This is a genomic window from Massilia sp. W12, assembly GCF_037300705.1.
Lineage (GTDB): Bacteria > Pseudomonadota > Gammaproteobacteria > Burkholderiales > Burkholderiaceae_D > JACPVY01.
The window spans coordinates 1,646,074-1,658,645 of sequence record NZ_CP147776.1 but is presented as its reverse complement, the minus strand read 5'-3'; the positions used below and the strand labels follow the sequence as shown (position 1 = coordinate 1,658,645).

The following is a 12,572-nucleotide window of genomic DNA, read 5'->3' as shown; positions in this document are numbered from 1 at the left end:
TTAGCGGATGAGTTGATCTTTGCAAAACAGGCGACAGCCCTTTTGCAAATTACTTACTTTCGAGTCAGTAATATATATCCGGATGAGGAATGGGTCAAGTTATGCGGGATTTTTCACAATCATCAGTTTTATACTGATGAAACAGTATGAAAACATCGAAATAACAGAAGAAAAAAGCGTCAAATGGTTAATTCATCTTCCGCTTTATTTGGCTTGGAGCGCACATCATAGCAGGGAATTTCATCTTGGATTTAAGTAATGGTCACATTTCCCCAACAATCCCGCACGCCGACAGCGCCCCCGGCAGGCAAGCGCGGCAAGATTCAGGCCCGCGCAAACTGCCTCGCCGGTATATCATGTATGCATGTTCTCACTTCTTCAGGAGTCATCCATGTTTCAGGCAATCGGTATTTTGTTCCTCGTGCTCGGCTTGCTATGCGGCGGCGCAATCGTCGCTGCCCCCTTGGGATTGATGCACCAGCCGGACGGGATGGCGGTTTATCTCTTATTCCCCGGGCTGTTTATGCTCGGCTATCTGTTTCTGGCCGGTTCAGTGCGCGATCCGGCAGTCGCCAAAATCACGCGCGGAGCGGGCGCGGCCCTGATGTTGCTGGCGGCGGCGGCGGCGGTGATTCTGGTGATTTTCGCCACCGGCATCATGGTGGCTGAAGGCAGCCGCCTGCCCTTGTGGTATGTGATGGGTCTGGGCATTGTGTTTGGCTCGGCTGCGCTGACGGTGCGCGGCGACCAGAGCAAAATTTAATCGCGCGCAATAAAAAACGGCCTGCAAATGCAGGCCGTTTTGTTTTGCTGCGCAGACTTTACAGCGCCAATAATTCGCGCGCCATTTTGCGTGTGGTGTCGGTGATATCCAAGCCGCCCAGCATGCGCGCCACTTCTTCCACCCGCGCATCGGCACTCAGCAGATTGATTGAGGATGCGGTGCGGCCATTTTCAAGACCGCGCTTGGCGACTTTGAAATGCTGATTGCCCTGCCCCGCCACTTGCGGCAAATGGGTCACGCACAAGACTTGCCGCTCCTGTCCCAGTTTTTGCAATAAACGCCCCACCACTTCCGCCGTGGCGCCGCCGATGCCGCTATCCACCTCGTCAAAAATCAGAGTCGGGGTGGTGGCTGCGCTGCTGGCGATAACGGAAATGGCCAGCGCAATGCGCGCCAATTCACCGCCGGACGCCACTTTGGCCAAAGGCCGCAGGCTGACGCCGGCGTGGCCTGCCACCAGAAATTCGATATTGTCAGCGCCATGCGCTTGCGCTGCGCCTTCTTGCACGCTGACTTCAAAGCGCCCGCCCGCCATCGCCAGGCTTTGCATGGCGTCGCTGACCGCTTGCGAGAGTTTGTGCGCGGTATCCTGGCGCGCCGCGCTTAATTGCTGCGCCAGTTTGCGCCAGACTTGCTGCAATTTTTCTTCCTGCGCACGCAAGGCGTCCATATCGGCCACGGCGTCGAGCTGCTGCAATTGCTGCGCCAGATTTTCATATTCCTGCGGCAAGTCTTCCGCCTGCACCCGGAATTTGCGGCTGGCGCTGTGCAGGGCTTCGACGCGCGCTTCAATTTGCGCCAAGCGCGCCGGATCGAGTTCGAGCCGGCCCAGATAATCATTCAGCGCATACACCGCTTCTTGCAACTGGATGCGCGCAGGCTCGGTGCAATCCAGCACGCTTTTCAGATTTTCATCATACGCCGCCAATTTACCCAGGCGCTGATTGAGCGAAGAGAGTTGCGACAGAATCGGGTGGTCAGATTCGGAAATGATTTGCAGGGCTTCTTGCGCCCCATCCAGCAAACTGGCGGCGTGCGCCAAACGGCTGTGCTCCTGCGTCACTTCCTGCCATTCGCCGGCTTTGGGGGCGAGTTTTTCCAATTCGCTGACCTGCCATTGCAGGCGTTCGCGTTCTTGCAAAACGTTTTTGGCGTTGGCTTCAAATTCGCGGCACTGCCGCGCTGTCGCCTGCCACTGACGCCAGGCTTGCTGCACTTGCGGCAACAGGCTTTGCGCGGCTGGCGGCAAAAGATTGTCCAGCATTTGCCGCTGCGCACTGTCTTTGAGCAGGGATTGGTGCATGTGCTGGCCGTGAATATTGACCAGCAATTCGCCGATATCGCGCAATTGGCTGGCCGAAGCCGTCGCGCCATTGATCCAGGCTTTGCTGCGGCCATTATTGTCGATCACGCGGCGCAATAAAATCTGCCCGTCTTCGGCTTGCATTTCATTTTCATTCAGCCAGGCCAGGGCCTCCGGCGTGGCTTTGAAGGCGGCGCAAATGTCGGTGCGCGATGCGCCTTCGCGCACCATGGAAGCGTCGCCGCGCGCGCCCAGGGCCAAGCTGAGGGCGTCGATCAAAATCGATTTGCCGGCCCCGGTTTCGCCGGTAAACACGGTGAAGCCGGGGGCAAATTCCAATTCGATCTGATCAACGATGACAAAATCACGGATATGCAGGGTATGCAACATGTTTGGCAGAATTAACAAAGCAGCTCAGACAACCGGGCTGCGTTCAAAAGTGGGGATTTCATTCCAATGCAGTTTTTCCCGCAGCGTATCGTAATAACTCCAGCCCACCGGATGCAAAAAGGTCACAGTGTGCTGTGAGCGGCGCACGCTGATGCGGTCGCGCGGCATTAAGCTGGTGAAAGTTTGCATATCAAAATTGATGCTGATATCGCGCCCGTTTTTGACTTCAATCAAAATCTCGCTGGTCTCCGGCACCACAATCGGCCGGTTGGACAAGGCGTGCGGCGCAATCGGCACCAGCACAATGCCGCGCAGGCTGGGGTGCATCAACGGGCCGCCGGCAGACAGGGAGTAAGCGGTGGAGCCGGTCGGGGTGGCTAAAATCAAGCCGTCCGAGCGCTGGTTGTACATGAAGTGGTCATCCACATCAACCCGCAATTCCACCATGCCGGCGCCGGAACCGCGCGCCACCACCACATCATTCACCGCCAGGCCGAAGAAGATTGGCGCGCCATTTCTGATCACCCGGCCCTCCAGCATGCTGCGCCGCTCGGACTTATAATTGCCTGACAGAATCGCTGTCACAGCGGGGATCATGCGGTCGCGCGAGATATCCGTCATAAAGCCCAGCCGTCCCTGGTTGACGCCGATAAGCGGAATATCAAACGGGGCCAGCTGGCGCGCGATGCCAAGCATGGTGCCGTCGCCGCCCAGGACGATGGCCAGATCGGCGTTCAAGCCGATTTCCGTCACGCTCATCGGCGCCACTTGGGCTAACACGCCCTCGCGTTTGATGTGCATGGCGGTATCAGCTTCAAAAAACAGCTGATGGCCTTGCGCCAACAGGAATTCGACCAATTCCTGCAGCACGGTTTCGATGCCTGCCGTATGATGGCGCGCAATCAGTGCGATGGTTTTATGCATAGGAAAGCGGAAATAATGCGGCGGGATGCGCCGGGCACTGCCCGCCGGCTGGCGGCGGGCAACATGATTAAACCATAATTCGGAACAATTTGGCAGGAAACGCCATGCAAGCACCTACTCAAACGCCATTGCGCGCCGTGCTGTTCGATCTGGACGACACTTTATGGCCGGCGGCGCGCCTGTTAGCCAATGCGGAACAGCAAATGATGCAGTATCTGGCGCGCCATGCGCCGCGTGTGTTGGAGAATGGCGCGGAGCTGTTGCGGCGCGAGCGCGCCGAACTGCTGGCCAGCCAGCCGCAATTGCAAGTCGATTTATGGAATTTGCGGCTGACCGTTTTGCGCAATGCCTTGGCCAGGAGCGGCACCCCGGATCCGCAGCAAACCATCTGCGCCGGCGCCATGCAGGCGTATGTCAAAGCGCGCAATGCAGTCACGCTGTATGCCGATGTGCAACCGGTCTTGCGCGAATTAAAAGGCAATTATCTGCTGGGCACAATCAGCAACGGCTTTGCCGATTTGCAGCAAATCGGACTGGCCCCGTTTTTTCAAGTCAGGCTGGCGGCGCACCGCTTCGGGCGCGCCAAGCCGGATGCGGAAATCTTTTTGGCCGCCTGCGAAGCCCTGCGCATCGCGCCGCAACAGGCAGTGTATGTGGGCGATGATCCGGAATTGGATGTGCTGGGCGCGCGCCGCGCCGGTTTGCGCAGCGTCTGGCTCAAGCGCAACGACGTCGCGCCGCGCGCGCATGCGCAAGCTGAGTCCGATGCTGATGCGGTGTGCGCCGATTTGCGCGAAATGTGCGCCTGGTTGCAGCAACAAACTTGATGCAGACGCATTGCAACTTGCGCACGCCGGAAAATCTGCCCACAATGAGCAAGATTTATTGAAATTGAGGGTTGGCGCCGCCAGCCCCTTGTCTGATTGAAACCATGCAACTTGATTCACGCGCCCAAACCCTGCTCAAAGTTCTGGTTGAGCGTTACATCGCCGAAGGCCAGCCGCTCGGCTCGCGCGCGCTGTCCAAACTCTCGGGCCTTGAGCTGTCTCCGGCGACAATCCGTAACATCATGTCGGATCTGGAAGAACAAGGTTTTCTGGCCAGTCCGCACACCTCGGCAGGCCGGGTGCCGACGCCGCGCGGCTACCGCCTGTTTGTGGACAGCCTGCTGACTTCTCAAGCATTGGACCAGGCAGCGCTGCAGATTGAAGCCGGCTTATCACAACAGCAACAGCCGCAAAAGCTGATTGCGAATGCGGCGCAATTACTGTCCTCACTGTCACAATTCGCCGGCGTGGTGTTAAGCCCCAAGCGCGAATCGGTATTTCAACAAATCGAATTCCTGCGCCTGGCGGAAAAACGCATCCTGCTGGTGATCGTGACGCCGCATGGCGATGTGCAAAACCGCATGCTGCTGACCGATGTCGATTATTCGCCGGCGCAGCTGGTGGCCTCGGCGAATTATCTGAACCAGAATTTCGGCGGTTTGAGTTTTGATGAGGTGCGCCGGCGCCTGCAGGCGGAATTGCGTCAGCTCAAAGACGATATGGCGCATTTGATGCAGGCGGCGGTGGAAGCCGGCAGCGCCGCCATGGCGGAACAGGAAGAAGATGTGGTCATCTCGGGCGAGCGCAATTTGCTGTCGGTCAATGATCTGTCCTCAAATATGACTTCGCTGCGCCAACTGTTTGATATGTTTGAACAAAAAACCAGCCTGATGCAATTGCTCGATGTCTCGGCCAAGGCCAGCGGCGTGCAGATTTATATCGGCGGCGATTCTGAATTGGTGCCGGTGGATCAAATGAGCATCGTCACCGCCCCGTATGAAGTGAATGGCAGAATAGTCGGCACACTGGGCGTGATCGGCCCCACCCGCATGGCTTATGAACGGGTGATTCCGATTGTCGATATCACCGCCAAATTACTGTCAAATGCATTAAGCCAGAATGAACCCCGGAGTTGATCCCCTGCTCAGCACAATAAGGAGGCTGGATGGACAAATATATTTCCACTGTCATCATTGATGACAATGAAATGACGCGTGAATTACTGCGCACCGCGTTGCGCAATGACGGCTATCAGGTGTTGGGCGAAGCCACCGATGGCGTCAGCGGACTGGAAATGATTTTGCGCGCCAAACCGGATGTGGTGTTTCTCGATGTGTTGATGCCCGGCGCCAGCGGACTGGAAATTTTGCAGCAGGTGCGCAAAGCCCTGCCGCGCTGCGCGGTCTTGATGGTGACTGGCAGCAGCGACCGCGAAACCGTGCAAACCGCACTTGCGCGCGGCGCGCACGGCTTTATTCTCAAGCCATTCAACACCGCCACCGTGTTGAAAACCACAGAGGCGGCATTGAATCGGGCGCGAGGGCTGTAAGCCGGCCCCGCTCAGCCTTTATGCGGGCAATTCTGGCGGGCGCAATTGACATACAGCGCGAGCGCGTGTTCGGCAATCGTAAAGCCGCGCTCCGCCGCGATTTTCTGCTGGCGCGTTTCGATTTCCTCATCGAAAAATTCTTCCACCCGGCCACAGTCGAGGCAGACCAGATGATCATGGTGCGAACCCTGGTTTAATTCAAATACCGCCTTGCCGCTCTCAAAGTGATTGCGGTGCAATAGGCCGGCCTGCTCAAATTGGGTCAGTACGCGGTACACGGTGGCTAAGCCGACATCCATGTTTTCCGCCAGCAAGACCTTGTACACATCTTCCGCAGTCAGATGGCGCACTTCGCTGTTTTGAAAAATTTCCAGAATTTTCAAGCGCGGCAAGGTTGCTTTCAGGCCACTGGACTTCAGATCTGCAGGTTTGTTCATAGCATTGTTTCTCGTCATGGGTTCAACTGCTTTATCATATAGCGTTTTGGTGCTCCTGACCGGCTTCGATATGCAAACCATGTCTTTCTTACATTCTTTTAAGTCCACCCGTTTCCAAACGCGCAGCGGTGTGGCGCTCGCAGCCTTGTTGCTGTGCGCTTGCGCCAGCAAAAATCCGCTGATCGACGAGGCGCCCGCCGCCAAGCAGGCCGCAGCGCCGGTGGCGCAAAGCGCTGCGGGCAAGCCGCAAACCGGCCCCGGCGATCTGGATGCGAAAACCACTTCGCTCTCCGCTTCCCAGCGCGTACTGTGGTTTTTCTCGCCCTACCGCGTCACAGTGCAACAAGGCAACTTCATTTCCCAGGAAATGGTGGAACAGTTAAAAACCGGCATGACGCGCGAACAGGTGCGTTTCATCGCCGGCACCCCGCTGCTGGCTGATGTGTTCCACGGCGCGCGCTGGGATTACCCCTTCCGCTTGCAAAAAGGCAGCGGCGAAACCACCACCAGCCGTATCGCCATCTTTTTCAAGGATGACAAAGTGGAACGCATTGAAAGCGGCGAATTGCCAAGCGAAAAAGATTATCTGAACCGCATCGCAGGCCCGGCGCGCGAAGCCAAATAAGCATGGCCGCAAAGGCTGCGCATTTAATCATATTTTGCGGCTTCATGCCGCCACCGCAACAGGACCGACCATGAAAATTGCCGTCGCTGGCGCCTCCGGCCGCATGGGCCGGATGCTGATCGAAACCATTTTGGAACAACCCGATATGCAATTGTGCGGCGCGCTTGACCTGCCCGGCAGCGCGCAACTGGGGCAGGACGCCGGGGCTTTCGCCGGACGCCACTGCGGCGTGCCGATTTGCGCCGACCTGGCGCAGGGCTTGCGCGATGCGGAATATCTGATCGACTTCACGCGCCCCGAAGGCACCCTGCAGCATCTGGCGTATTGCGCAGAACATGGCGTCAAAATGGTGATCGGCACCACCGGCTTTTCGGCAGAGCAAAAGAGCACCCTGGCGGCATATGGCCAGCGCATGGCGCTGGTGGCGGCGCCGAATATGAGCGTGGGGGTGAACGTCACCATGAAACTGCTGGAACTGGCCGCGCGCCAGTTATCCGAAGGCTATGACATTGAAATCATCGAAGCGCATCACCGCCATAAAGTCGATGCGCCTTCCGGCACCGCCTTGCAGATGGGCGAAGTGATTGCGCAAGCGCTGGGGCGCGATTTGCGCGAAGTGGGCGTATTTGCGCGCGAAGGCGTGACCGGCGCGCGCGACCCCTCATCGATCGGCTTTGCCACTGTGCGCGGCGGCGATATCATCGGCGACCATACGGTCTTGTTCGCCGGCATCGGCGAGCGCATCGAAATCAGTCACAAATCTTCCAGCCGCATCAGCTATGCGCTGGGGGCTTTGCGTTGTGTGCGCTTTTTGCAAAACCACGCAAGCGGCTTATTCGATATGCAACAGGTTTTGGGTTTTGCGCCACTGAATAAGGCATAAAAACATGAACAACCCGTTTGGCGGCAGCGGTTTGCTGCACTTCTGGAACCAGGGCGACAGCGTCAGCCACGCCCTGAGCCTGGTCTTGCTGGCGATGTCGATTCTGTCCTGGTTTTTCATCCTCTCCAAAGGGCTGACCGCCTGGCGCGCCAGACAGGCGGCGCGCGTATTGGGCGGTTTTTGGCAAACCCAAAGCCTGCAGGACGGCCATCAATTATTGGCGCAAGCCGATGACGAAGCGATTTTCGCCCCGCTCGCCGCGCAAGCCCTGGCCTTGCAACAGCGCCCGGCGGAAGGCAGCCTGGCCGCCAAACTGTCAGGCGAAGAGCTGGCCACCCGTCTGTTGCGCGAACAAATCCACATCGCCACCCGCAAACTGGAGCGCGGCCTGACCCTGCTGGCCTCGATCGGCGCCACCGCCCCCTTTGTCGGCCTGCTCGGCACCGTCTGGGGCATTTACCACTCGCTGTCAGCCGTCTCGCACGCCGGCATGGCGCAAATCGACAAACTGGCAGGCCCAGTGGGCGAGGCGCTGATCATGACAGCCCTCGGACTGGCGGTGGCGATTCCGGCAGTGCTGGCCTACAACGGCTTTGCCCGCCTCAACCGCATCACACTGGCGGAACTGGATGGTTTTGCCCATGATTTGCTGGCGGCGCTCAAGCGCCTGTCGTAACACCGGGAGGCCGTATGGGATTTGGCAGCTTTGACAACAAAGGCGCGCATACGCCCATCTCAGAAATCAATGTCACACCAATGGTGGACGTGATGCTGGTGCTGCTGGTGATTTTCATCATCACCGCGCCGCTGTTTCAACATCAAATCCCGCTCAATCTGCCGGCGCTGGAGGCGCAGCCGATGCGCAACAAAGTGGAAGCCATTACGGTATCCATCGACAGTCACGGCCGATTGTTCTGGAACGATCAAGTATTGGAAAAACCGGCATTACTGCCTAAACTGCTGGAAGCGGCGAAAAAACAGCCGCAACCCGAATTACGCATGCGCGCCGATAATGAAACCCGCTATGAGGAAGTCGTCACGCTGATGGCGACAGCGCGCAAAGCCGGTCTGCAACGCATAGGCTTCGTGACGGAACCACGCAGCCCTGCGCCGCCTGCCGGCCCCAAACAGCCTGCCGCGACTGCGCCCGCGAAGGCCCCTGCAATCAAGCCGGAATGACCGGCACAACGGAATGAGGACAGCCATGGCGAGCACCAAGCTGGATGGAAAAAAAATTCGCGATTGGGACAGTTTTCATGATGAATGCCAACAGGCTTTCGGCTTTCCTGATTACTACGGGCGGAATATGGACGCCTGGGTCGATTGCTTAAGCTATCTGCGCGACGATGACGGCATGACCCGCTTTAAACTCAATGAAAATGAAAAACTGGAAATCGTGATCGATGGCGCGCAAATCATGCGCGAACGCGCACCCGACATCCTGGAAGAAATCACCTATTGCGTAGGCGGCATTAACGAACGTTACGAAGATTATGGAGAAAAGCCGGCTTTGCAGCTGGTTTTACGTTAATCCGCTTCGCCCCACCCGGCAATGCGCCGCCGCGTGCGGCGCGCTGCCGCATTGCGCTGCAACAAACAAGCCGCAGCCTGATAAAAAACCCGCTTATAATGGACGTTTTGCACGCAAGACAACCGTGCAGCGCAAGCTTGCGCTGCCTAACCAGACCTTGACCGCTGATCATGCAAGATAAATACAGCCACGCCGAAGTAGAAGCCGCCGCCCAACAACACTGGCAGTCGATTGACGCCTATAAAGCGATTGAAAACGACCCGCGTTTCCCCAAGGGCAAATACTACGCCTGCTCGATGCTGCCCTATCCTTCCGGCAAACTGCACATGGGCCATGTGCGCAACTACACCATCAATGACGTGCTGGCGCGTTTTTTGCGCAGCAACGGCCACAATGTCTTAATGCCGATGGGCTGGGACGCCTTCGGTCTGCCTGCGGAAAATGCGGCGATGAAAAACAAAGTGCCGCCGGCGCAATGGACTTATGACAACATCGCCTATATGAAAAAGCAGATGCAGGCGATGGGGCTGGCGATTGACTGGTCGCGCGAAATCGCCACCTGCGACCCTTCTTATTACAAATGGAACCAATGGCTGTTCCTGAAGATGCTGGAAAAAGGCATCGCCTACCGTAAAACCCAGGTCGTCAACTGGGACCCGGTGGATCAAACCGTGCTGGCGAATGAACAAGTGATCGACGGGCGCGGCTGGCGCACCGGCGCCCTGGTCGAAAGGCGCGAAATCCCCGGCTACTATCTGAACATCACCGGCTATGCCGAAGAATTGCTCGATTGCGTGGTGAATCAACTGCCGGGCTGGCCGGAACGCGTGCGCCTGATGCAGGAAAACTGGATCGGCAAGAGCGAAGGCGTGCGTTTCGCCTTCAGCCATGAGATTCGCGACGCCGCCGGCGCCTTGATCCAGGATGGCAAGCTGTTTGTCTTCACCACCCGCGCCGACACCATCATGGGCGTGACCTTCTGCGCCGTGGCGCCGGAACATCCACTGGCGCAACACGCTGCCGCCGGCAATGCGGCGCTGGCGGCCTTCATCGATGAATGCAAAAAAGGCGGCGCCACCGAAGCCGAATTGGCGTTGCGCGAAAAAGCCGGCATGCCGACCGGCCTGTTTGTGCGCCACCCCTTAAACGGCGCACAAGTCGAAGTCTGGGTCGGCAATTATGTCTTGATGAGCTATGGCGACGGCGCCGTGATGGGCGTGCCGGCCCATGATGAGCGCGATTTTGAATTCGCCAAAAAATACAATCTGCCTATCAAACAAGTGATTGCAGTCGAAGGCGAAAGCTATTCCGAGGCCGCCTGGGCCGAATGGTATGGCGACAAGCAGCGCGGCGTCACTGTGAATTCCGGCGCGTATGACGGCCTGGGCTACAAGGCGGCGGTGGATAAAATCGCTGCAGACCTGGCGCAACAAGCCGATGGCGAAAAGAAAACCACCTGGCGCCTGCGCGACTGGGGCATTTCGCGCCAGCGCTACTGGGGCACGCCGATTCCCATCATCCACTGCGACAGCTGCGGCGCCGTGCCAGTGCCGGAACAAGACTTGCCGGTGGTGCTGCCGCAAGACTGCGTGCCGGACGGCAGCGGCAACCCGCTCAACAAGCGCGAAGATTTCCTCCAGGTTGACTGCCCCAAATGCGGCAAGCCGGCGCGGCGCGAAACCGACACCATGGACACCTTCGTCGATTCGTCCTGGTATTTCATGCGCTATTGCGACCCCGCAAACAAGGAAGCCATGGTGGCCGAAGGCGCAAACTATTGGATGCCGATGGATCAATACATCGGCGGCATTGAGCATGCAATTCTGCACTTGCTGTATGCGCGCTTCTGGACCAAGGTCATGCGCGACCTGGGCCTGACGAAAGTGAATGAGCCATTCGTCAATCTCTTGACGCAAGGCATGGTGTTAAAAGGCGCCTTCTTCCAGAAACCTGCCGACGCCGGTAAAAATTATTACTGGGAGCACGAAGTCAATGTGCTGCGCGACGACAAGGGCCAGATCACCGGGGCCAGCTTAAAAGCCGACGGCTCGCCGCTGGAATATGAAATGACCACCATGTCCAAGTCCAAAAACAACGGGGTTGACCCGCAGGACTTGATCAACCAATACGGGGCCGACACCGCACGCCTGTTTGTGATGTTCACCTCGCCGCCGGAACAAACCCTGGAATGGAATGACGCCGGGGTGGAAGGCGCACACCGCTTCCTGCGCCGCGTCTGGGCCTATGCCTATGGCCACAAAGCCACCGTCTCAGAAGCGCCGGCGCTGGATATCAACGCCCTGGATGAAGCGCAAAAAACCCTGCGCCGCGAAATTTATAAAGTTTTGCAGCAAGCCGATTCGGACATGCGCCGCATCCAGTACAACACCGTGGTCTCGGCCTGTATGAAGATGTTGAACTTGCTCGAAGGCGCCAAGCTGGCCCCGGGCGCGCAAAGCATGGCGGTGCAAAAAGAAACCCTCGGCATCTTCCTGCGCGTGCTGTACCCGGTGGCGCCGCACATCACGCACGCCCTGTGGCAACAACTCGGCTACGCGGCGGAAATGGGCGAATTGCTGGACGCGCCCTGGCCGCAAGTTGACCCGGCGGCCTTAGAGCAAGCGGAAATCGAATTGATGGTGCAAGTCAATGGCAAGCTGCGCGGCGCGATCAAAGTCGCACGCGACGCCGACAAACCGACGATTGAAGCAGCGGCGCTGGCGGCGGAATCGGTCGTCAAGTTTATCGAAGGCACACCCAAGCGCATCATCATCGTGCCCGGCAAACTGGTTAACATCGTCGTCTGATGATGCGCCTGACCAAACGCGCATGGGGCTTGCTGGCCCTGTGCGCCCTGCTGCTGTCGGCCTGCGGCTTTCAGTTGCGCAGCAATGATGCGCTGTTAGCCCTGCCCTTTTCCAGCCTGTACCTGGAAGCGGATGCGCGCTCGCCGCTGGCCATCGAACTGACGCGCAATTTGCGCGCCGGCAGCCGCTTGCAACTCGCCGCCAACGCCAGCCAGGCCGACGCGGTCTTGCAAATCATGGCCGATACGCGTGATAAAACCGTGCTTTCGCTCAACAGCGCAGGCCGGGTGCGCGAATTCGCCCTCACCTACACCCTGCGCTTTCGCGTGATTGATAACAAAGGACGGGAATTGCTCATGCCCTCCGACATCAATCTGCGCCGCACCATCAGCTTTAACGAAGCGCAAGTGCTGGCCAAGGAAGCAGAAGAAGCCTTGTTGTGGCGCGATATGCAAAGCGATCTGGTGCAACAAATCCTGCGCCGGCTGGCGGCGATCCGCCCGGAGCGTTGA

14 protein-coding genes are annotated in these 12,572 nt (G+C 58.1%); 11 read left to right on the top strand and 3 right to left on the bottom strand.

Annotated elements, in window-relative coordinates; translation table 11 throughout:
• Positions 1–391: 391 nt before the first annotated feature.
• Positions 392–763 carry a hypothetical protein gene (locus V8J88_RS06635; protein ID WP_338848569.1) on the top strand — a complete coding sequence of 124 codons (372 nt, stop codon included), beginning with the start codon at positions 392–394 and terminating at the stop codon, positions 761–763.
• Between the two features lie 58 nt (positions 764–821).
• Here V8J88_RS06635 and recN read toward each other — a convergent pair whose 3' ends face one another.
• Positions 822–2,477 carry a DNA repair protein RecN gene (gene recN, locus V8J88_RS06630; RefSeq protein WP_338848568.1) on the bottom strand — a complete coding sequence of 552 codons (1,656 nt, stop codon included), beginning with the start codon at positions 2,475–2,477 and terminating at the stop codon, positions 822–824.
• 24 nt (positions 2,478–2,501) lie between these two features.
• Complete coding sequence (locus V8J88_RS06625; protein WP_338848567.1) at positions 2,502–3,401, bottom strand: NAD kinase; 900 nt, start codon at positions 3,399–3,401, stop codon at positions 2,502–2,504.
• 104 nt (positions 3,402–3,505) lie between these two features.
• On the opposite strand from V8J88_RS06625, the gene V8J88_RS06620 reads away from it, so the two are divergent.
• The 3 genes from V8J88_RS06620 (at position 3,506) to V8J88_RS06610 (ending at position 5,777) form a co-directional block, all read left to right on the top strand.
• Positions 3,506–4,228: an HAD family hydrolase gene (locus tag V8J88_RS06620; protein ID WP_338848566.1), complete on the top strand. Its 723-nt coding sequence runs from the start codon at positions 3,506–3,508 to the stop codon at positions 4,226–4,228.
• Between the two features lie 104 nt (positions 4,229–4,332).
• Positions 4,333–5,364, top strand: a complete 1,032-nt coding sequence (gene hrcA, locus V8J88_RS06615; protein ID WP_338848564.1) for a heat-inducible transcriptional repressor HrcA — start codon at positions 4,333–4,335, stop codon at positions 5,362–5,364.
• A gap of 29 nt (positions 5,365–5,393) precedes the next feature.
• Positions 5,394–5,777: a response regulator gene (locus V8J88_RS06610; RefSeq protein ID WP_338848563.1), complete on the top strand. Its 384-nt coding sequence runs from the start codon at positions 5,394–5,396 to the stop codon at positions 5,775–5,777.
• 11 nt (positions 5,778–5,788) lie between these two features.
• Here V8J88_RS06610 and fur read toward each other — a convergent pair whose 3' ends face one another.
• On the bottom strand, positions 5,789–6,214 hold the full coding sequence (gene fur / locus V8J88_RS06605; RefSeq protein WP_338848562.1) for a ferric iron uptake transcriptional regulator: 426 nt from the start codon (positions 6,212–6,214) through the stop codon (positions 5,789–5,791).
• Positions 6,215–6,293: 79 nt separating this feature from the next.
• Here fur and V8J88_RS06600 point away from each other — a divergent pair, with 79 nt between their 5' ends.
• The 7 genes from V8J88_RS06600 to lptE all read left to right on the top strand — a co-directional run bounded on the left by V8J88_RS06600 (position 6,294) and on the right by lptE (position 12,572).
• Positions 6,294–6,839 carry an outer membrane protein assembly factor BamE gene (locus V8J88_RS06600; protein ID WP_338848561.1) on the top strand — a complete coding sequence of 182 codons (546 nt, stop codon included), beginning with the start codon at positions 6,294–6,296 and terminating at the stop codon, positions 6,837–6,839.
• Positions 6,840–6,909: 70 nt separating this feature from the next.
• Positions 6,910–7,722 carry a 4-hydroxy-tetrahydrodipicolinate reductase gene (gene dapB / locus V8J88_RS06595; protein ID WP_338848560.1) on the top strand — a complete coding sequence of 271 codons (813 nt, stop codon included), beginning with the start codon at positions 6,910–6,912 and terminating at the stop codon, positions 7,720–7,722.
• A 4-nt stretch (positions 7,723–7,726) separates the two neighbouring features.
• On the top strand, positions 7,727–8,398 hold the full coding sequence (locus tag V8J88_RS06590; RefSeq protein ID WP_338848559.1) for a MotA/TolQ/ExbB proton channel family protein: 672 nt from the start codon (positions 7,727–7,729) through the stop codon (positions 8,396–8,398).
• A gap of 14 nt (positions 8,399–8,412) precedes the next feature.
• A complete protein-coding gene (locus V8J88_RS06585; RefSeq protein WP_338848557.1) occupies positions 8,413–8,901 on the top strand; it encodes a biopolymer transporter ExbD in 489 nt (162 codons plus the stop codon).
• A 25-nt stretch (positions 8,902–8,926) separates the two neighbouring features.
• Positions 8,927–9,253, top strand: coding sequence for a barstar family protein (locus tag V8J88_RS06580; protein WP_338848555.1), 327 nt, complete (start codon positions 8,927–8,929; stop codon positions 9,251–9,253).
• A gap of 170 nt (positions 9,254–9,423) precedes the next feature.
• On the top strand, positions 9,424–12,060 hold the full coding sequence (gene leuS, locus V8J88_RS06575) for a leucine--tRNA ligase (protein ID WP_338848554.1): 2,637 nt from the start codon (positions 9,424–9,426) through the stop codon (positions 12,058–12,060).
• Positions 12,060–12,572: an LPS assembly lipoprotein LptE gene (lptE, locus tag V8J88_RS06570; protein WP_338848552.1), complete on the top strand. Its 513-nt coding sequence runs from the start codon at positions 12,060–12,062 to the stop codon at positions 12,570–12,572. The genes leuS and lptE overlap by 1 nt, the downstream gene beginning before the upstream one ends.

Coding starts and splice junctions, on each gene's coding strand:
- V8J88_RS06635 (WP_338848569.1), top strand. CDS start 392: ATGTTTCAGGCAATCGGTATTTTGTTCCTCGTGCTCGGCTTGCTATGC.
- recN (WP_338848568.1), bottom strand. CDS start 2,477: ATGTTGCATACCCTGCATATCCGTGATTTTGTCATCGTTGATCAGATC.
- V8J88_RS06625 (WP_338848567.1), bottom strand. CDS start 3,401: ATGCATAAAACCATCGCACTGATTGCGCGCCATCATACGGCAGGCATC.
- V8J88_RS06620 (WP_338848566.1), top strand. CDS start 3,506: ATGCAAGCACCTACTCAAACGCCATTGCGCGCCGTGCTGTTCGATCTG.
- hrcA (WP_338848564.1), top strand. CDS start 4,333: ATGCAACTTGATTCACGCGCCCAAACCCTGCTCAAAGTTCTGGTTGAG.
- V8J88_RS06610 (WP_338848563.1), top strand. CDS start 5,394: ATGGACAAATATATTTCCACTGTCATCATTGATGACAATGAAATGACG.
- fur (WP_338848562.1), bottom strand. CDS start 6,214: ATGAACAAACCTGCAGATCTGAAGTCCAGTGGCCTGAAAGCAACCTTG.
- V8J88_RS06600 (WP_338848561.1), top strand. CDS start 6,294: ATGTCTTTCTTACATTCTTTTAAGTCCACCCGTTTCCAAACGCGCAGC.
- dapB (WP_338848560.1), top strand. CDS start 6,910: ATGAAAATTGCCGTCGCTGGCGCCTCCGGCCGCATGGGCCGGATGCTG.
- V8J88_RS06590 (WP_338848559.1), top strand. CDS start 7,727: ATGAACAACCCGTTTGGCGGCAGCGGTTTGCTGCACTTCTGGAACCAG.
- V8J88_RS06585 (WP_338848557.1), top strand. CDS start 8,413: ATGGGATTTGGCAGCTTTGACAACAAAGGCGCGCATACGCCCATCTCA.
- V8J88_RS06580 (WP_338848555.1), top strand. CDS start 8,927: ATGGCGAGCACCAAGCTGGATGGAAAAAAAATTCGCGATTGGGACAGT.
- leuS (WP_338848554.1), top strand. CDS start 9,424: ATGCAAGATAAATACAGCCACGCCGAAGTAGAAGCCGCCGCCCAACAA.
- lptE (WP_338848552.1), top strand. CDS start 12,060: ATGATGCGCCTGACCAAACGCGCATGGGGCTTGCTGGCCCTGTGCGCC.